The sequence below is a fragment of the Streptomyces caniferus genome (assembly GCF_009811555.1).
Taxonomy (GTDB): Bacteria; Actinomycetota; Actinomycetes; order Streptomycetales; family Streptomycetaceae; genus Streptomyces; species Streptomyces caniferus.
In genome coordinates this window covers 197680-217785 of record NZ_BLIN01000003.1, presented here as the reverse complement: position 1 = coordinate 217785, position 20106 = coordinate 197680, and the positions used below count along the sequence as shown (strand labels likewise).

Below are 20106 nucleotides of genomic sequence, written 5' to 3'. Positions count from 1 at the left end.
GCGAGCACGCGGACCGCGGTGGCCCGCCCTCGTGTTCCCGGCGTCGGCCCATGTGCGCGCCGTCCATGGGAAACGCAGGTCACCGCGGGCAATCTGCCCAAGCTCCGGCTTGGGGCACACCAAGCAAACCCTGGGATTGACGTCCTATCGGCCGCCCCCGATGATCAAGGCAGGGCCCAAGGGCGGCAACCGTGCCGCTCTCCGTACCGGACCGGAGCGTCCGCGGAGAGCACGGAGCAGGTGCCGACCCCTCACAGGGAGAGGAACCCGACCCCATGTCCGTGCCTCGTGACGCCACACCCCAAGCCCTCGCGCTGCTCGAGGAGTTGGGCGCCCGCACCCTCGATCACCCCGGGGGCACCCTCCTCGCTCATCTCTGCCGCGTACGGGAACGACTCGCCGTATGGGGCGCCCGCCCCGCCCTGCAGCTCGCCGGCCTGTGCCATGCCTGTTACGGAACCGACGGCTTTCCCGTCCCGCTTCTGCCGCTGGAGCGCCGTGCGGAACTGGCGGCGGTGATCGGCGCGGAGGCCGAGGCGTTGGTGTACCTCTACGGCAGCTGCGACCGGGGCGTCTCCTATCCGACGCTCGCGGCACCCGATGCCACCTTCCGCGACCGGTTCACCGGCCGCACCTTCGCACCGGACCGGGGGCAGCGACGGGACTTCGCCGAACTGTCGGCCGCGAACGAGCTCGACATCGCCCGCGTCGACCCCGCGTTCCGTGCGGCGTCGGGCGCGGGACTGCTCACCCTGTTCACCCGCCTGCGGCCGCTCCTGAGCGGGCCTGCCTGGCAGGACTGCCACACGCTGCTCGCCGCCCCACCGCTTAGTGAGGGCGCCGCGCCACGACGGTGGACGGTGGCGGTACTCGGCCCGGGAGGGGTCGGCGGTCTGCTCGCCGCCGTGCTCTCCCGCGCGGGTCACCGGGTGATCTGCGTGGCCGGGGAGGCGACGGCGCGCAGCGTGAGCCGGAACGGCATCCAGGTGCGCAGCGGTCAGTTCGGCGACTTCACCGCGCAGGTCGAGGCGGACACCGAGCTGCGGGAGCCGGTCGATCTGTGCCTGGTCACCGTCAAGCACACCACGCTGGACGCCGCGCTGGAGCGCATCCCGGCCGCCGTCCTCGGCGACGGTCCGGTGGTGCCGCTGCTCAACGGTATCGAGCACCCGGACACGCTGCGCGCCCACTACGGTGCCCAGCGCGTCGTGCCGGGCGTCATCCGCGTCGCCTCGACCCGCACCCGGGCGGGCACCATCGAGCACGGCAGCCCGTTCACGGAGATCGATCTGGCCGGTGCACCCGAGCGCTGCGGCCCGGCGGCCGCGATGCTGGAGGAGGCGGGGGTGCGTACCCGCGTGATCGAGGACGAGACCGGCGCGCTCTGGGCCAAGCTGGCCTTCCTCGCCCCTTTTGCCCTGCTCACGACCCGTTACGGGCTCACCATCGGCGAGGTACGGACCCGGCGGCGCGAGGAGCTGGTGTCCCTCGTGGCGGAGGCCGCCGCGGTGAGCGGGGCCTGCGGTACGCCGGCCGACCCCGCGAAGGCGCTGACGCTGTACGACGCGTTCCCGGCCGACAGCAAGTCGTCCATGCAACGCGATGCGGAGGCGGGTCGTCCGTTGGAACTCGATGCGATCGGCGGGGCGTTGCTGCGAGCGGCAGCACGGCACGACGTCCCCGTGCCGGTGACCGCACGGGTGATGGCGGAACTGGCGGCCGGCTGAGTGTGCCCCTTCCTTCCGACCCCGACGGCAACGGGGGAGGAGCGGGCCGGTCGGTGGCGCACGCCCGCGGCCGGCCCCGGGGCGAGACCATGGGAAGATGCCGGATGCGGCGCGCACGGGCGACGGCGGAACAGCCCGTGCCGCACGCGAGCACGAAGCCGGCTGACGGAGAGCAGGCCGACGGAGAAACGAGGGCGGGGGAGACCGGGATGTTCGCGGTATCGCTGGGTGACGACGGTGCGGAGCTGCGGCCGCTGGAGCCATGGAACGCCGGGGAGTACCTCGCGCACATGGACCGGGGCCGTGAGTACATCGGCCGGTTCATCGCGCTGGCGGACCGGAGCGCCGACCTTGCGTCCGCCACGGCGTTCTTGCAGTCGTACGCGGACAAGGCGGCTGCCGACAGCGGCCGGCTCTACGGCATCTGGGCCGACGGTGTGCTCGTCGGCGGTGTCCTGTTCAAGACGTTCGACGCCGAGTCCGGCAACTGCGAGGTCGGCTGCTGGCTGGAGCAGGCGGCTGTCGGGCGCGGTCTGATCACGCGCGCGATCCGGGTGCTCATCGACTGGGCGGTCGAGCAGCGGGGGATGCACCGGGTGGAGTGGGTCGCGTCCTCCGGCAACACCGCGAGCATCAATGTCGCCAAGCGGCTCGGCATGGTGCGCGACGCCGTGCTGCGCGAGAGCAACCTGTACCGAGGCGTGCGCCACGACATGGAGATCTGGTCGGTCCTGGCCCGGGACTGGCGCAGGCAGGATGATGCATCAGGCCGGTGACCTAATCCGGTCCGCCCCCCCGGCGGGTCGGGGCCGGCAGGCGGTGGCGCGGTGTGCCCTTTTCGGGAAAATGTGCCGTCATGGTGGAGAACGGGTGGCGGGGCGGGCGCCCTGCGGGGACATGTGCGAAATACCCCCACGCCCACCTCTCTGATACGGAATGCTGGCACCAGCACGCCTCACCTCCCAGCGGTTCCGAGAGGTGAGACGCCGCCATCAGCAGTGCGCCCCAACGGGCGCCACACAGGGGGAATGTCATGAGGACCGTACAGCGGACGCTGCTAGCGGGAGCACTGACCGGAGCGCTGGCCCTGACCATGGGGGCGGGAAGCGCGGGCGCTTCGGCACCCGCCGATGCGGGACCCGACACCGCGACCGGCACCAGCACCGTGCGGACGGTGGACGCCCGTAGTGGTGACGTGATCACCTGCAAGATCACTACTCATCTGCCGCACTACTCGCACCACGCCCATGCCGACAACCGGCACATGGTGAACGTCACCGCCGACATCAAGTGCAGCAAGAAGGTGGCCCAACTGGCCATCCGTGTCGGCCTGTTCAAGAACGGCACGCTGTACAAGCAGAGCGGGACCCGGGCCAACCTCGGCAAGAACAAGGTGAGCCAGAACGCCGCGCGCCGCTGTGTGAAGCGGCAGAACTACACGGGGGCCGCCGTCGGCGTGGTCACCTTCCCGCCCGGGTACACCCCGCACACCAAGCAGGTGAAGCACACCAGCGCCACGGTCCGCATCAACGCCTGCAAGAAGAGCTGACGGATCTCGTGCGCGAGCGTTGATCCCTCCACGGCAGGCGCTCCACGGGCGGCTCAGCCGATCCGGTCGTGGAGCGCCACCGGGAACACCTCGAAGGGTGGTTCGCCCGCCAATCGCTCCGCCAGGCGGGCGGACCCGCCGATGTAGGTGGAGTCGAGGTCGACGTCCGTGGCGACACACCAGGACCGGTCCTGCGGCCACCACAGATTCGGTGCCTGCGGGAAGAAGACCCCTGCGCTGCGGTCCCCCAGGGCCGCCGCCGCGTCGATCGGTCCCTCGTACAACGCGTAGGCACGGCCGCTCAGCCGCACCATCGGCCCCTCGTCACGGAGCCAGCCCCACCCTTCCCAGAGCCCGAAGAGGCACTGCTGCGGGGTGCCGGTCTCCGTCGCCAGCACCGCACACAGCGCCGCCAGCAGATGTTCGGGCAGCGAACCCTGCCAGGGCGGCTCGTCCCCCGGACCGGCCACCTCCGCGAAGCGCGCAAGAGGATGCAGACGACGGCCGGACCGCTGCGCGACCTCCGCCCACCGCTCGAACCGGCCGTCCTCCGGCTCGCTGGGATGCAGCAACCGTACGTACGCCTCGAATCCGGCCGGCAGCAGGGCATGCACACCGCTGTCGAACCCGCCGACCCCCTCCTCGACCCAGCGGGCGGCCGACAGATCATCGACCCGATGCGGCGGCCGGGCCCCGTCTCGCGACAACGTCATGATGTGCGCTCCCCCTCATCGCTGCCAGGTGCTCAGTATGACCCGCGGACGGGGCCGGCGGCGGGGTTGTGGACAGGGCCGGGACGACGCCGGGGCTGCCGACCGGAGGCTCCGGCCGGCAGCCCCGACGGGCGGCAGGGTCAGTCGGACTGCTGCAGTCGGTGCAGCGACGCCACCAGCTTGTCCACCTCCTCGGACGTGTTGTAGAGCGCGAGTGAGGCACGCGCCGCGCTCTCCAGGCCGTAGTGGGCCAGCGCCGGTTGGGCGCAGTGGTGGCCGGCGCGGATGGCGATGCCGTCGCGGTCCAGCCAGTCGGCGATCGCCGACGGGTCGTGACCGGCGAGGGTGAAGGTCAGTACGGCGATTCTGTCGGGTGCGGAACCCAGCAGCTCGAGGCCCGGGACCGTGGCCAGGGCTTGCTGGGCGTACGCCATCAGCGAGGTCTCATAGGCGGCGATGGCTTCCCGGTCGAAGGACGTCAGCCAGTTCAGCGCGGACAGCAGACCGACCACGCCGGAGATGTGCCCCGTGCCGGCCTCCAGGAGGTGCGGTACGGGGGCGTAGGTCGTACGGGTGAAGCCGACGGACTCGATCATGTTGCCGCCGCCCTGCCACGGCGCCATGTCCCGCAGGACCTCCGGCTTCGCGTACAGGGCGCCGATGCCCGTCGGGGCGAACAGCTTGTGGCCGGAGAACACATAGAAGTCGGCGTCCAGGTCCTGCACATCGACAGGGAAGTGCGCCACCGCCTGGGCCCCGTCCACCAGCACCTTGGCGCCGTAACGGTGGGCGAGCGCGGTCATCTCGCGCACCGGCGGGACGGTGCCGAGGACATTCGACGCCTGGCTGACCGCGACGAGCTGGGTGCGCATCGACAGCAGGTCGGCGTACGCATCCAGATCGATCTGGCCGTCCGGTTGCAGGGGTACGGGGACCACCCGGGCCCGGGTCTCCTTGGCGACCAACTGCCAGGGGACGATGTTCGAGTGGTGCTCCAGTACGGGCACCAGGATGTCGTCCCCGGGGCCGAGGTTGGCCCGTCCCCAGCTCTGGGCGACGAGATTGATCGCCTCGGTGGTGCCGCGCACGAAGACGATGTCGTCGGGTGACGGCGCGCCCAGGAACCGGGCGACCGCCGCCCGGCCCCCTTCGTATGCCTCGGTGGCTTCCCGGGCCATGGTGTGCGCGCCACGGTGGATGTTGGAGTTGGCGGATCCGTAGAAGGCGGCGAGTGTCTCGATCACCTGGCGCGGCTTCTGCGTGGTGGCCCCGTTGTCCAGCCAGACCAGTGGGTGCCCGTTCACCGTCCGGTGCAGGATCGGGAAGTCCCGTCGCGCCATCTCGGGTGAGAAGGCGGCGGGTTGGCCGGGGAGGCCGGTGGGTTGAACGGGGTGGGCCGCGGACTGATCGGGCTGCTGGGCGGTGGGTTGTACGGACGGGGTGCCGGCTTGGGCGGCCTGGGTGGCCTCGCTTGCATGCGGAGCCTGCGGGGCGTGGGAGGCCGAGGCGGTCGGGTCGGTGGCGACCGGGCCCGTGGCCGCTTCCGTGACCGTGCCCATGGACAGGGCCGCCGCCAACACCGTAGCCGGATCGACGGACGTCAGGCCGCCGGCGAGCGGGTCCGCAGTCGGAGTCGCCTGGGGCCCCCGGCTGCGGGGAACGTCAGCTGTAGTCATGGTAGTTGGAGACCTCGACGTTCTGGAGCACGGCGAGCGCGTCCTCCACCAGCACCGCGGTGTTGAAGTACGCCGTCATCAGATACGACGTGACGCCCTTCTGGTCGACGCCCATGTTCCGCATCGACAGGCCGGGTTCCACCTCGTCCTCGACCTTCGCGGGGCGCAGACCGACCACGCCCTGCTCGGCCTCGCCGGTGCGCATCAGCAGGATCTCGGTGGTGCCGATGCCGGCACTGCCGGAGAACCGCACCTTGTCCGATGGGAGCAGCGGGACGCCGCGCCAGGTCAGCAGCGGACTGCCGAACCGGTTGTCGATGATCGGGGGCACGCCCCGGCGCGTACACTCCCGGCCGAACGCGGCGATGGCCCTGGGATGCGCGACGAAGAAACCGGGCTGCTTCCAGACCCTGGTCAGCAGCTCGTCGAGGTCGTCGGGTGTCGGGGAACCGGTGCGCGCCTGCACCCGCTGGCCCGGGGCCACATTGTTGAAGAGACCGAACTCCGGGTGGTTGAGCAGCGATGCTTCCTGCCGCTCCCGCAGTGCGTGCACGGTGAGGTTGGACTGGGCGCGGGTCTGGTCGATGGGCCCGTTGTAGAGGTCGGAGACCCGGGTGTGCACACGCAGCACGGTCTGGGCGAGGGTCATGTGGTACTCGCGGGGCGTGTCCTCGTAGTCGACGAAGGTCATGGGGAGTTCGGGTTCGCCGACATGCCCCGCGCTGAGGTCGACGGGGACCTCGGCGCCCGGCAGGACGCCGTCCGCCGCGAGATAGGCATCCACCGCTCCCCGTACCGTCGTGTCGCGGTCGCACAGACCGGCGAGCACGCTGCGCTCGACGCACAGTGCCACGCCGGGGGTGAGCGCCTTGACGCGGTACGGCATGGGCTCGGAGCGGGTCCAGGCGTCGAGGTCGAAGAACTGGCCGTCGCCGATGACTTCGAGTACGGCGTCCTCCCCGTAGCGGCCGCTGGCCCGCTTCTCGGCGCGGCCCTGGGCGATCACCCACAGCTGGTCGTGGGCGTCGCCGTCCTGGGCGAGCATCTCCCCGGCCTCGAAGGTGACCTCCGTGAAGGCGTCCGCCAGTTCGGAGAGCAGTGCGTCGTCGGCGTCCCGGAGGTACGGCAGTTCGCGCAGGTCGCCCGGGACGACGCGGGGCGAACCGCCGTCGCTGTGGATGCTGATGCGGTCGTCGCCGAGGACGTAGGTGCGGCGGCGGTTGACGCGGAAGACACCCGATTCGACGTCCACCCACGGCAGGGCGCGGAGCAGATAGCGCGGGGTGATGCCGCGCATCTGCGGGGTGGTCTTGGTGGTGGTCGCAAGCTGCCGTGCCGCATCCGGGCTGAGACTCGTCTGGTCGTGCACAGGACCTCCTCGACGACAGGCATGACGTCGGCCGGAACACGGTCGACCGCCATGCGGGAAATCTGATCGTGTGGTCCGAGGTCCGTCGCCCGCAAGCAATGGTTTGCCGGGGTGAGGCCTGAAATGTTCGCTGTACAAACTTCGCAAACCCGGTCTAATGTGCGAGTGCGAGACGCGCTGAAGCCGCGACCTTGCCCGCGGATTCCGGGACCTTGCGCGCGGAGTCGCCCGGACCCTGTTTACCGGCTCACCGCGACGCCCGATATGCGACGCGATTTACCCTCATAACAGTGCTTGGCGATTCCTAAAGGATGGCTTATGCAGGGGGAGTTGATGCATCGTCAGCTCACGGTGACGGCCTCGGCGGCATCCCCGCCTGCGGCACCTTCGCCGCGGTATCCCGCCCGTGGCACCCTTCTCCGCGGCATCCGTGTCCCAGGGCCCCCTACCGCGGCGCGCTCCTCCGCCTCACGGTGCCGGCCTGGGCGCCCTGGACCGGCGGTCGATGCGCCGCAGGGCGTCCCGGGCGCGTGCGCCGAGGGGGCCGTCGGCGGTGGTGTAGCCCTGCAGAACAGGCAGGGCACCTGGTGCGTCACCGGTGATCGCCCGCAGTGCGTCGGCCGCGGCGATGCGCAGTTCGCCCGCCTCGGCCGGAGTGTCGCGCAGACCGCGCAGGGTAGGGGCGGCGAGCAGTGCTCTCGGACCCAACTCGCCCAGCCAGTTGCATGCGTTGACGTCGAAGCGCCAGCCTCGACTTCCAGCCTTCCGGCCGGGGCGGTCACGGCGCGCCAGGACGTGCAGCAGCAGGGAGACGACTCGCCCAGCCCCATCAGGGCGCGGATGGCGGCAAGTCCGAGTTCGAGGTCCGCCCCGGTGGCGATGCGGCGCAGGGCGGACAGCGCCGACGCGTCCGAGAGCCCCCGCTTGCGCAGGAACATGCAGGCATCCGAGGCCGCTTCGAGCGCGTCGAACTCGGGAGAGTCGGTTGCCTCGATGTGGCGGCTCAGGCGCTCCAGCGTGGTGATGACCTCAGGGAGGGCCGTGGCACCCCCGGGCCATGCGGAGATGCCGGTCAGCAGGGAGCGGACCTCGCCGGCCGGCAGGTCGTGGCCGAGACGTGCCCGGACGTGCGGCCACAGCTGGTCGGCCGAGTCCTTCGCCTGCCGTAGCAGACCGGGGTGCACGGTGCCCTGCCGGATCCGCTGCCGGATGGAGGGCAGACAGCGGGGATCGCCGCGCCGGGTGAGCGCCCAGAGGGCTCTCTCGAACACTTCGCCCCCGTCGGCGTGGGAGCTGGGTCCGGAGTCAGGGCCGGACCCGGAGCCGGGGTCGGAACGAGCCCCCGGTCCAACGCCTCGTCGATCACGCCGTCGTCGCACTCCGGGACCGGAGGCAGGAGCAGGCCGAAGGCCGCTCCCAGCGCGTCGGCCGGTTCGCCTCGCATCCGGCGCCGCAGATGGTCGCGCACTTCCGGTATGTCGCAGTGCAGGGCCAGGGCGAAGAGCAGCCCGAGCCTGACCGGGGCGGGGTCGCTCTCGCTGCGGGCCAGGAGGGCGGGGACGACCTCCTCGGTGGGAGCGTCCGCGTAGGCGAACACCAAGGGAAGGATCCGCCGTACCGTGGTGTCCGGGTGCGAGAGGAGTGCCAGGAGTGCGGGCAGTCCTGCGGTGAGGGTTCTGGACAGCGCTTCCGCCCACTCGCCGACGAGTGCGAACCCCTCGGCCTCGGCCGGTGTGCCGAGGTCGGTCATCAGCGTTTCGAGTGCGGCACCGCTGCGGCGGCCCGGTTCGTCGAGCTCGACGTCGAAGCCCCGGTAGACGACCGTCTGCCAGAGAAACGCGACCCTCGGGTCCCCCGTAAGCTCATGCGCGCACAGTGCCGCCCGGACCGACAGCGGCAGGTCAGCGGGGGACCGTCGCGACGAGAGCACCGGTCGAGCCGGGTGGTGGGCACGCGGACGGGCCTTGCGCAAGGGGCAAGTCACCGGCTCCCCACGCGGTTTCAGGAGCCGCCTTTCCCGGGGCTGACGGCCGCGGGGGCGGCTCCTGAAACCGCGCCGGTCGTCCTTCTACTGGGGCTTGAAGGAACGGATCTGGTAGCTGCCCTGCAGGTTGCCGCCCGCGCCGGAGGGGGTGGACCCGACGCGCGCGTGATAGTTGGTCTGTGTGTAGTACTGCACGCGGTGCCGGGTGTTGTTCCATACGGAGCGGACGTTCTGTCCCCGCTGGATGAAGGAGCAGTCGTCGGCGGTGTTCGCCTTGCTCGACTGTGACCACTGACAGCGGGTTCCCCCGCCGTTCCAGTCGCTGTAGATACAGAAGTACCCCGAGGTGCAAGGGAAGGCCGCCGGGCGGGCGGAGGCAGAGGGGGCCGCGGACGCGGCGGGGACGGTTCCCAGGGCGGCTGCCAGGGCTGCTGCGGCGACGACGAACGAGCGGATGCGGCGCATGGGAAGAACTCCTTTTCCTCGAAGGTGGCCGGAGGGCCGGGGCCGCTCCGGGCCGGATGGGAAGGTTCGCGTACGAGCAGGAAGACCACGCCGGGCCGGCGGCAGCGGGCGGCCGGCCGCGAAGCGTCACCAGTATGGTTCGCACCCGTGATGCGCCTTCAGGGCATTTCTGGCCTCGCCCAGGGCTGTTGGAGCGCGGCGGCTCAGGCACCGGGCGTACGCCGCACGCACCTCCTCCTCACGCGGAGAACACCACTGCGCGGCCGGCCGCACCCTTCACCACCCGGCGCACGTTCACACGCCCACGGAGCGCCGGGGCGCCTGGAACGGAGTTCGACCGCCTTGGAACCAGAGGGTCCTACCGCTGGCAGCCGGCACGGCGTCAGCGGCACGCCGGACGGGTACCACGGCGAACTGAAGCCCCCGCCCGGCCCATTCCCGGCCCGAATCGCCAAGTTCGTAGGCTCCCAGCGGGTATTGCCCGGTGTGCGGAAGTGTGCCCGGATATGCCCCCGGTGTCCGGCACGTCTGAGGCCTGTGGGGCCTTTGATTGCAAGGGGCATCCGTCCCAAGGGGTGCCGCTCCCGAGGGCTGATCCGTATTGTCAGCTCGCGCCGGAGCCTTCCCGTCCGGGTTCTCCTGGTGGGATGCCGCGTTCCCGCGCCACCTGGCAGTGCCTGCACCGAGGAGCAGTGGTGACACCCCTGATCGTACCGGCCATGATCATATTCGGAATATTCCTGCTCGCCATGGTGACCGTGGGTATCTGGACGTACCAGGACACCGTGACGTTCTCCGACTTCGCGCTCGGCGGGCGACGCCTGAGCGCACCACTGGCGGCCCTGTCCGCGGGCGCCAGTGACATGTCCGGCTGGCTGTTCCTGGGACTGCCCGGTGCCGTGTACGCGGCCGGGATCGGCGCCTCGTGGATTGCCGTCGGCCTGGCCGTCGGCACCTATCTCAACTGGCGCCTGGTCGCGCCGCGTTTGCGCACGTACACCGAGCTGGCCGGTGACGCCAAGACGCTGTCGGCGTATCTGGAGGAGCGCTTCGAGGACGGCAGCCGGATGCTGCGCCTGGTGTCGGCGACCGTCATCGTCGTCTTCTTCACCGTCTACGTGGCCAGCGGGCTGCTGGCCGGGGGAGTGCTGTTCGAGGGGATCTTCGGGGGCGGCTTCGAATTCGCGCTCACCGTCTTCGCCGTGGTGATCGTCGTCTACACCGTGCTGGGCGGCTTCCGCGCGGTGAGTGTGACGCACTCGGTGCAGGCCACGGTGATGTTCTGCGCGGCCATCGCCCTCCCCATGATCGGCATCGGACTGCTCGGCGGATTCGGCGCGTTCCACGACGTACTCGCCCACAAGACGTCGTCCCTGCTGGACATGGGGGCCAAGGCCCACTTCGACGGCTCCCGGTGGGTGTCCGGTGAACCGCTCGGTGCCGTGGCCGTCATCTCCCTGCTCGCCTGGGGGCTGGGCTACTTCGGCCAGCCGCACATCCTGGTCCGCTTCATGAGCATCCGCAGCACCCGCGACATCCCCTTGGCCCGCCGTATCGGTGTGGGCTGGGTGGTCGTCTGCCTGGCGGGTGCCTCGCTCGTGGGGCTGGTCGGGATCGCCGCCCTCGACCAGCCGCTGGACAACCCGGAGACCGTCTTCATCCAGCTCTGCGCCCAGCTGGTCAACCCGTGGGTCGCGGGCATCCTGCTCGTCGCCGTGCTCGCCGCCATCAAGTCCACCGCGGACAGCCAGCTGTTGGTCTCCGCGATGGCCCTCACCGAGGACTTCTACCGGGCCTTCGTCAAGCGGCGGGCCTCGGACGCGTCGATGGTGCTGGCGGCCCGTGTGACGGTCGTGGTCGTGGCGCTGGTGGCCTACGCCATCGCACTCAGCGGCGGCGCCGTACTGGACATCGTCGCGTACGCCTGGGCGGGCTTCGGCGCCGCCTTCGGCCCGGTCATCCTGCTCTCGCTCTACTGGCCGCGCATGACGCGTGCCGGGGCGATGGCCGGCATCGTGACGGGGGCGGTCACCGTCGTCATGTGGAAGCAGATCGACCCGCTCCTCGGGCCGCTCCAGTCGGGCATCTACGAGATGGTGCCGGGCGTGCTCGCGGCCACCGTCGCGGCACTGCTCTTCGGGAAGTTCGTCGGCCGCCCTCCCCGCCGCACCTGGTCGGGCCCCATGGAGAGGCAGGCCACGGCCACATCGCCGGTCGGCTGAGTCCCGCTGGGGCCCCGGCAGTTCCGGGCCCCGCCCAACCCCGCAGCATTCCCGGGACCACACCTTTCCCCGCGGTGCGCGGCGCGCATTATGATCCGGAGAGGCTCAGCGCGCACCACGACGGGAAAAGACGTGCCTCTCCACCCTTCCTTGTCGCCCCCGGCGTTTCCCCGGATGACGTCGTTCGCTCTCGCGGCGACAGGCACGGTCGTGCTGCTGAGCGGGTGTACGGACAGCGGGGAACCGCGGAGCGCCGGTCACACCTCGGCCGCCTCCGCCCCGGTACGGCTGTGGCCCGAGCGGAAGCCCGCGCCGCAGCCCGAGCGCGGCAAGGGGGAGAACCTTCCCGCGGCCGTTCCCCGGGTGCCGCCCGTGCCGTCCGGGGACATCCGCACGGCGGATCTGCTCACCGTCGTCAAGGCGCAGGCGGCCGCGGGGTCCTCGCTCGGCGGCGGACCGCAGTTCGACTCCGCCACCATGCGGAAGATCAACGCCTGCGCCGCCGAGCCGGCGCACTGCCCGGTGCGCACACCCCAGTACCGGGATCTGACGGGCGACGGAAAGGCCGAACTGATCGTCGGCATAGAGGCCCCGGACCAGTCGCTGGCCCTGTGGGTCTTCACGCTCGACCACGGGCGGGTCACCCGGATCATGGACGCCGGCGCGACTCCGCTGTCGGTGGAGATCGCGAACGGCGATCTGATCCTGCGGGAGCCCACCGGTACGCCCGGCTACGACACCCGCACCGTCTACGCATGGGACACCCGGACCCGGACCATGGCCCTGCGGTCGATGGAGTTCGATCAGGCGGACTCCGCGACCCCCGTCCCGAAGCGCACGCCATGAGCGCCGGCCGGCCCCGGAGGCGGCTGCACCTGCCCGCCTGGACGGCAACGCTGTACTGGAAGTTCGCCGTCTTCGTCATCGTGATGTGCTGCGTCCTCGCCACGGTGGTCGGCGTGCTGGTGCACGTCCTGGTCGGGCGGCAGACCGAGAGGCAGGCGCGCAGCGTCGCGCTGTCCGAACTGGACTCCGTCGCGGACGCGTACGTCGCGGGGGAGCCCCTCGGCCGCAACGCCGCGGTCGACCCCGCGGACCTCCCCGCCCCGCTCCGCACCGTGGCACTGCGCGGCGAGCGCGGCACACAGCTCGCCGAGCACAAGGGCCGGCCGGTGATGTGGGCCGTCACGCCCGCCGACGGCAAGGCCCTGGCCGTCCATATCGACTACACCCAGCGGGACGCCGTGATCCGCGGGCTGGACCGGGCCATCATCGGCTCCTCCTCCTTCGCGATCGTGCTCACCCTCGCCGTCGGGCTGTTCGGTGTCTCCCGTATCACCCGCCGGTTGCACCACACCGCCCAGGTGGCCCGCAGAATCAGCACCGGCGATCTCGACGCCCGGGTGGACGACCCCCATGTCCGGTGTCCCCCCTATGCCCAGGACGAGACCGCGGCCGTGGCGGCCGCGCTCGACGCCATGGCCGCCGCGCTGCAGACCAAGCTGCACAGGGAGCAACGGTTCACGGCCGATGTGGCGCACGAGCTGCGCACCCCGCTGACCGGCCTGCACGTGGCGGCGGAGCTGCTGCCGCCGGGCCGCCCGGCCGAGATGGTGCAGGACCGGATCCGGACCATGAGCCGGCTGACCGAGGATCTGCTGGAGATCTCCCGCCTCGACGCGGAGGTGGAGCAGGCCGAAACCGAGGTGCGGCAACTGGGACCGCTGGCCGAGCGCGCGGTGCTGGCCACCGGGCTGCAGGCCGAGGTCCGTATCGAGCGGGACACCCGGGTGGAGACCGATCAGCGCAGGCTCCAGCGCGTGCTGGGGAACCTGGTCTCCAACGCCCACCGGCACGGCCGGCCGCCGGTGCTCCTGACCGTCGACGGTCTCGTCATCACCGTGCGGGACCACGGGGACGGCTACCCCGGCCACCTCCTCGACCACGGCCCGCAGCGGTTCCGGAGCCGGTCGGCGAGCGGCCGGAAGACCGGTCACGGTCTCGGGCTGACCATCGCCGTGGGACAGGCCCGTGTCCTCGGCGCCACCCTGCGGTTCTCGAACGCACCGGACGGCGGGGCCGTCGCCGAACTCGTCCTCTCGCCGCCGGTCCCCGGCCCCCGGCGCGCACCGTCCTCCGGGCCCGGCGGCCCCTAGGGCGCACGGCCGGAGCGGAGGCCCGAGCCCCGGGCCCCTGGCCTCCCACGCCGGAGTGTCCGCCCCTGGGAGACAAGCGCAGAATGAAGAGAGCCGCTCTGCCGTCCGGCGGGCGGACCGGCCACTTTGCGCGGCGGGTGGAAGGAAAGCCGGTGCCATCAGACGGGCCGAGCGACGCCAGGGCTCGTGGGCCGCTCTGGTCCGAGCCCGGATCGCTGCTGGAGCACGTGGCCGTCGCCGTGTTCGGCATCGATGACGACAACCGGATCTGCTACTGGGGCCCCGGCGCCCGGGACCTCTTCGGCTACCACGCCGCGGAGGCGCTGGCGGAGCCCGGCGCCCTCCTGCTCCCCGCGCCGCCCGGGGGAGGCCCCGACGCCTGCGCCCGCATGGCGGAGCGCGGCCGGACCCTCGGGTACTGGCGCGGCCGTCTGCAGGCCGCGCACCGGGACGGCACGGTCCTCGACTGCGGCTTCCGCGCCTTCCCGGTGACCGGCGTCGGCGGCAATTCGGTGGTCATGGCGCTGGCGAGCCGCGGCGACGAACTGGACCGGGTGAAGACCAACCTCGCCTTCCTCGACTCCCTCTTCGAGACCTGCCCCATAGGCCTGGCCATGTTCGACGAGGAACTGCGCTACCTCCACCTCAATCAGGCGCTCGCCGACATGAACGGACTCCCCATCGAGGAGCACCTCGGACGACGCCTCGCCGAGATCATGATCACCTCGGACGGCGGTGAGTACGAGCGGATGCTGCGCGCGGTCGTCGCGGAGGGCAAACCCGTCGCGGGGGTGCGGGTGGGGATGCGCACCCGGGGCCACCCGGACCGGGACAAGGTGCTGTCCGTGAGCTTCTTCCCGCTCACCCAGGCCGTGGGAACCCGCCAGGGGGTCGGCGGCCTGCTGGTGGACGTGACCGACCGGGAGCAGGCCATCGTGGAGGCCACCGCCACCCGTCAGCGGCTGGCGCTGCTCAACCGCGCCTCCGCCCGGATCGGTACCACCTTGGACGTGCAGGTCACGGCCCAGGAACTGGTCGAGGCCGCGGTGCCGGACTTCGCCGACGCGGCCGTCGTGGAGCTCGTGGAGTGGAAGGACGAGCATGCGGCCTTCGACCCCGCCCTGCCGGTGGACACCCACCGGATCGCCCACGGCACCGTCCTGCCCCCTCCGGCGACGGAACTGGTGAGCGGGCTGGAAGCAGTGCACTACCCGCCGGGCTCCGCCATCCACCGCATGCTGCGGACCGGCCGCCCGCTCTGCGTACCCGTGAACCAGGAGTTCATGGCCCGGACCATGCTGAGCGCGTCGCGGGCCCGGCTGCTGGCCGACAGCGGCCTGGCCTGCCTCCTCCTCGCTCCGCTCATCGCCCGGGGAACGGTGCAGGGCATCGCGGTCTTCGGCCGGTCCGCGGCCCGGCCGACCTTCACCGAGCAGGATCTCGGCCTGGCCGGCGAACTCGCCTCCCGTGCGGCGCTGTGCCTGGACAACGCGCGGCTGTACAGCCGGGAGCGGAACATCGCGCTCACCCTCCAACGCGCCCTGCTGCCCACCTCGTTGGTGACCGGCCCGCACCTGCATCTCGCCCACCGCTACCTGCCCGGCAGCCGGGTCACCGAGGTCGGCGGCGACTGGTACGACGTGATCTCCCTCCCCGGCGGCCGGGTGGCCCTGGTCGTCGGGGACGTCATGGGCCACGGGGTGTCGGCCGCCGCGGCGATGGGCCGGCTGCGTATCGCCGCCAAGGCGCTGGCCCGGCACGACCAGGAACCGGACGAGCTGCTCACGGAACTCGACCAGTGCGCCGAAGAAGCCGGCATCGAACTCGCGACCTGCCTCTACATCCGCTACGACCCCGCCACCGGGGGCACCCGGATCGCCAGCGCCGGGCACCCTCCGCCCCTCGTCCGCCATCCGGACGGCCGGGTCCGGCTCATCGACGATGTGCTGGGCGTCCCCCTCGGTGTCGGCGGCTGCCCCTTCCGGACGACGGAACTCGAACTGCCCGACGCCGCCCTCCTCGTGCTGTACACCGACGGCCTCATCGAGGCGCGGGGCCACGACATCGACGAGGGCCTGGACGCCCTCCGCACGGAAGTGGCCCAGGTGCCCGAATCGTTGGAGGACACGGCGGACCGTATCCTCGCCCGCCTGGTCCCGAGTTCCCCGACCGACGACACGGTCCTGCTGCTCGCACGCGTGCACCGCGCCGAGCGGTGACGTCCGCAGGCGACAGCGAGCGGACGCCGGGGGCGCCCCGCGGTCAGTCCGCGCGGCCGGTGGCCGCCACCGTCATGCCCAGACCGATCATGGCGAAGCCGCCCGCGCCGCCGATCATCGACAGCCGGCGTTCGGAGCGCGCGAACCAGTTGCGGGCCGCCGAGGCCGTCAGCCCCCATACGGTGTCCGTGATCAGGCCGATGCAGATCGGTACCAGTCCCAGGACCAGCATCTGGGCGGGCACCCGGCCGGCCGCGTGGTCCACGAACTGGGGAAGCACGGCGGCGAAGAACACGATGCCCTTCGGGTTCGTGATGCCGACCAGGATGCCGTCGGCGATCGTGCGCAGATCGCCGCGGGCGGGCTGTGCGGGCCGGTCCGCCGCACCCACCTTCATGTCCCTGCGGTGCCGGAACGCCTGGACTCCGAGGAGGACGAGGTAGGCCGCACCGGCCAGTTTCACGGCGAGGAAGACGGCGGCGGACTGCTCGACCAGCGCCCCGAGGCCGAACGCCACCGCGGCCACCAGCAGATACGAACCCAGCACATTGCCCAGGACGGTCGCCAGCGCTGTGCGGCGGCCGTGTGCCAGCGCACGGCCGATCACGAAGAGCACGCTCGGCCCGGGAATCACGATCACCAGCAACGACATCGCCGCAAACGCAAGCAGCCGGTCGGTCGACACCATGTCTCTCACCTCGGCGACCATTGAATCAGCCGAGACGCGATGCGCTACCCCTGTGTCCGGTGGATGAGCTGCCTCCCCACACGGGCCAGGGCTTCCTGTGGGAGCACCGACAGAGCGATCCCCTGGCGCCCGCGCACTCATGCGGGCCCAGGGGAGTCGTCGCTGCGCCATCATCCTGGCCGGGCGGAACGCGGCGACGGACGCGTTCCACCCCCGGCCGTGAACCGTGCGAAGGCCGTGAACCGTGTGAAGAAGGGCTAGGGGGTGTCCGCAAAGTCCCGTCGTCCGCCCGGAGGGCGGGGTTCGCGGCGTCTGGTGCGTGCGCTCGCAAGGCGGAGGGTCGTCCTCGTAGTGGGCCTACGTGGACGATCCCGACAACGCAGCGAGCGTGCGTGCCTGGGGGCACCTCCCAGCGGTAGCTGGGGGAGCGTCGCGAGCCAGGCGGGACTTTGCGGACATGCCCTAGGCCATGATGGGCAGCAGGCCCACGACCGGGGCGGCCAGATCGGTCACCTGATGCAGCTGGCCGAGGTCACGGACGTGCTGGAGCTGGCCGGTGGCCGTCGGCAGCTGTCCCTGGTACTTGGCGGGGACGGACGCGACGCCGAGGCTGTCGAGCGTGCTGAGCACGGAAAGCCCCTGCGGGGCCGGCTGGGCGGGCGGGGCCACGGGGGCGGCCGAGGCGGACGACATCGCGAGGGCGCTAACGCCGGCGGTCAGGACGAGCGCTGCATACATACGTCGAGTGGAGATCACGCTTTCACAAACGGCCCGGGGCCGCGACGGACACGGCCCGCCCACGACTTCACCCGGGCAGAGGAAGCGCGCAGCATGCCCGACCCTGCGCCGCCAAGGGTTCACCCCGGTCAACTCCCGGCGCCCTGCCCCGGATCGGCTGTGCGATGCTCCGTATCGTCGGTTGACGCTGTCGTGGTGCACACGCCTGGCGCCTGCGCCCCTGCGGCGGCCGCTCGGGGCAGAGCGGGGACATGAGCGCAGACGACAGCGACCCTCTCGCCCGGGCACGCGTGGCGACCAGACTTCCGGGCGCCTGGTTCCGTGACAGCGAGGGCAACTTGCTGGGCATCGGTCAGCTGGTCCGCTGAGCGAGCCGCAGGGCCGAGGGCGGCGCGCACGGCGTTGCCCGGCCGGGACGGCGCGGGCAACGCCTCCCCTGGAGCATGCGCGAGAGGCGAAGGCCGGCACCCGAATCCAGCCGCCCGGCGAACGGGCCGCTCAGGGGTCTTCCGGGTGCCGTCGCCCGCGCGGCGTTCCCGGCGCGGAGCCGCGCGCCGCGGGCCGGCCGATGGGCCGCCGGGCGGTAGATGCGCCGTCGGCCCATCGGCCGTCCGGTTCTGGGCTCGTCCCCGTCAGGCGAGTTCGGGCAGTGCGCGCCGGGCGACCTCGTGGGCGTCGTCCGGGGGCACGCCCAGCATGCGCAGGACCATCTCGGCCAGGTTCGCGCCGGCCTCGTCGCCGTCGATGTCGGGACGGGCGAACCTCAGCTCCAGGAGCGCGAGGAGGGCCCCGCCCATCGCGGACAGGGCTACGGTCGGTTCGAGGGGGGCGAATCGGCCCGAAGCGACGCCCCGTTCCAGATCGCGCAGGGCGCGCGGGGCCAGGCCGCGGTCGGAGGGGGCCTCCCCGGCGCGCACGGAGTCGCGGGACGGGGGCAGGATCTGCCCGAGCCCGCGGTGGCGCAGGATCTGCATGATCTCGGGGTGCGACCCGGCCATCTTGGCGCTGAGCCGCACGCCCGCCGAGACGAGTTCGGCGGGGTCGTCGATCTCCTGGACCGCTTCGTCGATGGCCTGGCCGTACTCGTCGAGCGCGTCGGCCACCGCCGCGTCGAACAGGGCCGTCTTCGACTCGAAGTGGTTGTAGAAGGAGCCGAAGCCGACGTCCGCACGGTCCGCGATCGCCTGGATGCTCACGCTCGTGTCCCCGGACTCGGCCAGGATCTGCCGGGCCGCGCGGACGAGTGCCTGGCGGGTCTCGGCGCGGCGGCGGGCGAACCGGTTGCTGGGCGGGGCTGACGTCGGCATGCGGCGAGTCTAGCAAGGTCGAAGATGGCGATCGCAGTTCTGATGGATTCATCAATTACCGAGTCCGACCCTCTTGACGATCGACCTCTCAAAGTTGATGCTTTCATCAATATGCTTCCTCGCCATGAAGTTGTTTCGGAGGATGTCGTGTCTGAAACCCGCATCACCGGGGCCGGCGCCGAGACGGCACATCAAGGCCTCCACAGCGCGCAGGGCGCCCTGCGCGGGGAGCGGCCGGGGCGCTCCCGCGACCCCGTGATCAAGGTGGCCGACCTGGCCTGGCTGGAGTTCGAGAAGCCCGACCTGGACCGGGCGGAGGTGTTCGCCCGCGACTTCGGCTTCTTCGTCGCGGCCCGCGCGCCGGACACTCTGTGGCTGCGCGGCACCTTCGCCGGCCCGCCCTGCATGGTCATCCGCCGCGGTCGCGCCTCCCGGTTCATCGGTCCGGCGTTCCGGGCGGCCGAGCGGGCGGACCTGGACCGGCTGGCCCGCCTCGCCGGATCCGGCATACGGGACGTGGATGCGCCCGGCGGCGGCACGGTGGTGGACCTGCTCGATCCCTCGGGGTTCCCCGTCCGGGTCGTCCACTGCGCCGAGGAACTGCCCGCGCTGCCCGAACAGCGGCCGCTCACCCTCAACTTCGGCGCGCGTCCCTCCCGGGCCAATGCCGCACAGCGGCCCGCCCGCGAGCCGTCCAGGATTCAGCGTCTGGGCCATGTGGTGCTGGAGACAGGGGTGTTCACCAGGGCCCTGGACTGGTACCTGGACACCCTCGGCATGATCGTCAGCGACTTCCTGTTCCTGGACGGGCAGCGCGAGCGCGGTCCGACGATGGCGTTCATCCGCTGCGATCAGGGCAGCCGAGCCGTGGACCACCACACCCTGGCCCTGCACCTGGGGCCCGGCACCGGATATGTGCACTCCGCCTACCAGGTCACCGACCTCGACGCCATCGCCGCCGGTGGCGAGTACCTGGCCGAGCGGGGCTATCGGCGCAGCTGGGGCATCGGACGGCACATTCAGGGCAGCCAGCTCTTCGACTACTGGCGCGACCCCGACCGGTTCATGCTGGAGCACTACGCCGACGGCGACCTCTTCTCCCACGACATCGAGCCGGGCTGGGCCCCCATGTCGGCAAGCGGACTCGCCCAGTGGGGACCGCCGGTCACCCGTGACTTCCTCGGCGCCGACCCGTCCCCCGCCAGGCTGCGCGAGGTCCTCCGGGCACTGCGCGGCGACAACGAACTCGACCCCGCCCGACTGCTGGGCCTGATGAAAGCAATGACCTCATGA

17 protein-coding genes and 1 pseudogene are annotated in these 20106 nt (G+C 71.6%); 9 read left to right on the top strand and 9 right to left on the bottom strand.

The genetic code is table 11. The annotated features are described in order from the left end of the window. Nucleotides 1-275: 275 nt before the first annotated feature. From Scani_RS42090 to Scani_RS09645, 4 genes and pseudogenes are all read left to right on the top strand, one after another. Nucleotides 276-824: pseudogene (locus tag Scani_RS42090) on the top strand (DUF6817 domain-containing protein); the annotation flags it as partial. Then, entirely contained in the window at nt 810-1727 is a 918-nt protein-coding gene (locus Scani_RS40735) for a ketopantoate reductase family protein (protein ID WP_246295846.1), read from the top strand. The pseudogene Scani_RS42090 and the gene Scani_RS40735, both read left to right, overlap by 15 nt. A 209-nt stretch (nt 1728-1936) precedes the next feature. Further along, entirely contained in the window at nt 1937-2503 is a 567-nt protein-coding gene (locus Scani_RS09650) for a GNAT family N-acetyltransferase (protein ID WP_159472368.1), read from the top strand. Between the two features lie 257 nt (nt 2504-2760). Beyond that, nucleotides 2761-3276 carry a hypothetical protein gene (locus Scani_RS09645; protein WP_159472366.1) on the top strand — a complete coding sequence of 172 codons (516 nt, stop codon included), beginning with the start codon at nt 2761-2763 and terminating at the stop codon, nt 3274-3276. A gap of 53 nt (nt 3277-3329) precedes the next feature. On the opposite strand, the gene Scani_RS09640 is transcribed toward Scani_RS09645, so the two are convergent. From Scani_RS09640 to Scani_RS09615, 6 genes are all read right to left on the bottom strand, one after another. Next, the gene (locus Scani_RS09640; protein ID WP_159472364.1) at nt 3330-3989 is read right to left on the bottom strand and encodes a hypothetical protein; all 660 of its coding nucleotides are present in this window, start codon (nt 3987-3989) and stop codon (nt 3330-3332) included. Between the two features lie 140 nt (nt 3990-4129). After that, complete coding sequence (locus Scani_RS09635; RefSeq protein WP_246295663.1) at nt 4130-5665, bottom strand: cysteine desulfurase; 1536 nt, start codon at nt 5663-5665, stop codon at nt 4130-4132. Next, nucleotides 5652-7034, bottom strand: coding sequence for a family 2B encapsulin nanocompartment shell protein (locus Scani_RS09630; RefSeq protein ID WP_159472362.1), 1383 nt, complete (start codon nt 7032-7034; stop codon nt 5652-5654). The genes Scani_RS09635 and Scani_RS09630 overlap by 14 nt, the downstream gene beginning before the upstream one ends. 468 nt (nt 7035-7502) lie before the next feature. After that, nucleotides 7503-7742: a hypothetical protein gene (locus Scani_RS09625; protein WP_159472360.1), complete on the bottom strand. Its 240-nt coding sequence runs from the start codon at nt 7740-7742 to the stop codon at nt 7503-7505. Nucleotides 7743-8106: 364 nt separating this feature from the next. Further along, nucleotides 8107-8964, bottom strand: coding sequence for a hypothetical protein (locus tag Scani_RS09620; RefSeq protein ID WP_159472358.1), 858 nt, complete (start codon nt 8962-8964; stop codon nt 8107-8109). Between the two features lie 138 nt (nt 8965-9102). Continuing rightward, the gene (locus Scani_RS09615) at nt 9103-9483 is read right to left on the bottom strand and encodes a peptidase inhibitor family I36 protein (protein ID WP_159472356.1); all 381 of its coding nucleotides are present in this window, start codon (nt 9481-9483) and stop codon (nt 9103-9105) included. Nucleotides 9484-10202: 719 nt separating this feature from the next. Between Scani_RS09615 and putP the strand changes: the two genes are divergently transcribed. From putP to Scani_RS09595, 4 genes are all read left to right on the top strand, one after another. After that, nucleotides 10203-11705 (top strand): sodium/proline symporter PutP, encoded by a 1503-nt coding sequence (gene putP, locus Scani_RS09610; protein ID WP_167538064.1) that lies wholly within the window; start codon nt 10203-10205, stop codon nt 11703-11705. A gap of 174 nt (nt 11706-11879) precedes the next feature. After that, entirely contained in the window at nt 11880-12551 is a 672-nt protein-coding gene (locus Scani_RS09605) for a hypothetical protein (RefSeq protein ID WP_159472352.1), read from the top strand. Then, the gene (locus tag Scani_RS09600; protein WP_159472349.1) at nt 12548-13861 is read left to right on the top strand and encodes a sensor histidine kinase; all 1314 of its coding nucleotides are present in this window, start codon (nt 12548-12550) and stop codon (nt 13859-13861) included. The genes Scani_RS09605 and Scani_RS09600 overlap by 4 nt, the downstream gene beginning before the upstream one ends. Nucleotides 13862-14013: 152 nt before the next feature. Beyond that, entirely contained in the window at nt 14014-16080 is a 2067-nt protein-coding gene (locus Scani_RS09595) for a SpoIIE family protein phosphatase (RefSeq protein ID WP_246295662.1), read from the top strand. Between the two features lie 43 nt (nt 16081-16123). On the opposite strand, the gene Scani_RS09590 is transcribed toward Scani_RS09595, so the two are convergent. The 3 genes from Scani_RS09590 to Scani_RS09580 all read right to left on the bottom strand — a co-directional run bounded on the left by Scani_RS09590 (nt 16124) and on the right by Scani_RS09580 (nt 18813). Beyond that, a complete protein-coding gene (locus Scani_RS09590) occupies nt 16124-16768 on the bottom strand; it encodes a LysE family translocator (RefSeq protein WP_159472343.1) in 645 nt (214 codons plus the stop codon). 462 nt (nt 16769-17230) lie between these two features. Next, on the bottom strand, nt 17231-17461 hold the full coding sequence (locus Scani_RS09585) for a hypothetical protein (protein ID WP_246295660.1): 231 nt from the start codon (nt 17459-17461) through the stop codon (nt 17231-17233). 677 nt (nt 17462-18138) lie between these two features. After that, nucleotides 18139-18813: a TetR/AcrR family transcriptional regulator gene (locus Scani_RS09580; RefSeq protein ID WP_159472337.1), complete on the bottom strand. Its 675-nt coding sequence runs from the start codon at nt 18811-18813 to the stop codon at nt 18139-18141. 147 nt (nt 18814-18960) lie between these two features. On the opposite strand from Scani_RS09580, the gene Scani_RS09575 reads away from it, so the two are divergent. Beyond that, complete coding sequence (locus Scani_RS09575; RefSeq protein ID WP_159472334.1) at nt 18961-20106, top strand: VOC family protein; 1146 nt, start codon at nt 18961-18963, stop codon at nt 20104-20106.

Excerpts from the sequence above, each read along its gene's own strand:
- Scani_RS09590 (WP_159472343.1), bottom strand. The coding sequence starts at position 16,768 with ATGGTGTCGACCGACCGGCTGCTTGCGTTTGCGGCGATGTCGTTGCTG.
- Scani_RS09640 (WP_159472364.1), bottom strand. The coding sequence starts at position 3,989 with ATGACGTTGTCGCGAGACGGGGCCCGGCCGCCGCATCGGGTCGATGAT.
- Scani_RS09615 (WP_159472356.1), bottom strand. The coding sequence starts at position 9,483 with ATGCGCCGCATCCGCTCGTTCGTCGTCGCCGCAGCAGCCCTGGCAGCC.
- Scani_RS09600 (WP_159472349.1), top strand. The coding sequence starts at position 12,548 with ATGAGCGCCGGCCGGCCCCGGAGGCGGCTGCACCTGCCCGCCTGGACG.
- Scani_RS09585 (WP_246295660.1), bottom strand. The coding sequence starts at position 17,461 with ATGTCGTCCGCCTCGGCCGCCCCCGTGGCCCCGCCCGCCCAGCCGGCC.
- Scani_RS09605 (WP_159472352.1), top strand. The coding sequence starts at position 11,880 with ATGACGTCGTTCGCTCTCGCGGCGACAGGCACGGTCGTGCTGCTGAGC.
- Scani_RS09580 (WP_159472337.1), bottom strand. The coding sequence starts at position 18,813 with ATGCCGACGTCAGCCCCGCCCAGCAACCGGTTCGCCCGCCGCCGCGCC.
- Scani_RS09650 (WP_159472368.1), top strand. The coding sequence starts at position 1,937 with ATGTTCGCGGTATCGCTGGGTGACGACGGTGCGGAGCTGCGGCCGCTG.
- Scani_RS09635 (WP_246295663.1), bottom strand. The coding sequence starts at position 5,665 with ATGACTACAGCTGACGTTCCCCGCAGCCGGGGGCCCCAGGCGACTCCG.
- putP (WP_167538064.1), top strand. The coding sequence starts at position 10,203 with ATGATCATATTCGGAATATTCCTGCTCGCCATGGTGACCGTGGGTATC.
- Scani_RS09645 (WP_159472366.1), top strand. The coding sequence starts at position 2,761 with ATGAGGACCGTACAGCGGACGCTGCTAGCGGGAGCACTGACCGGAGCG.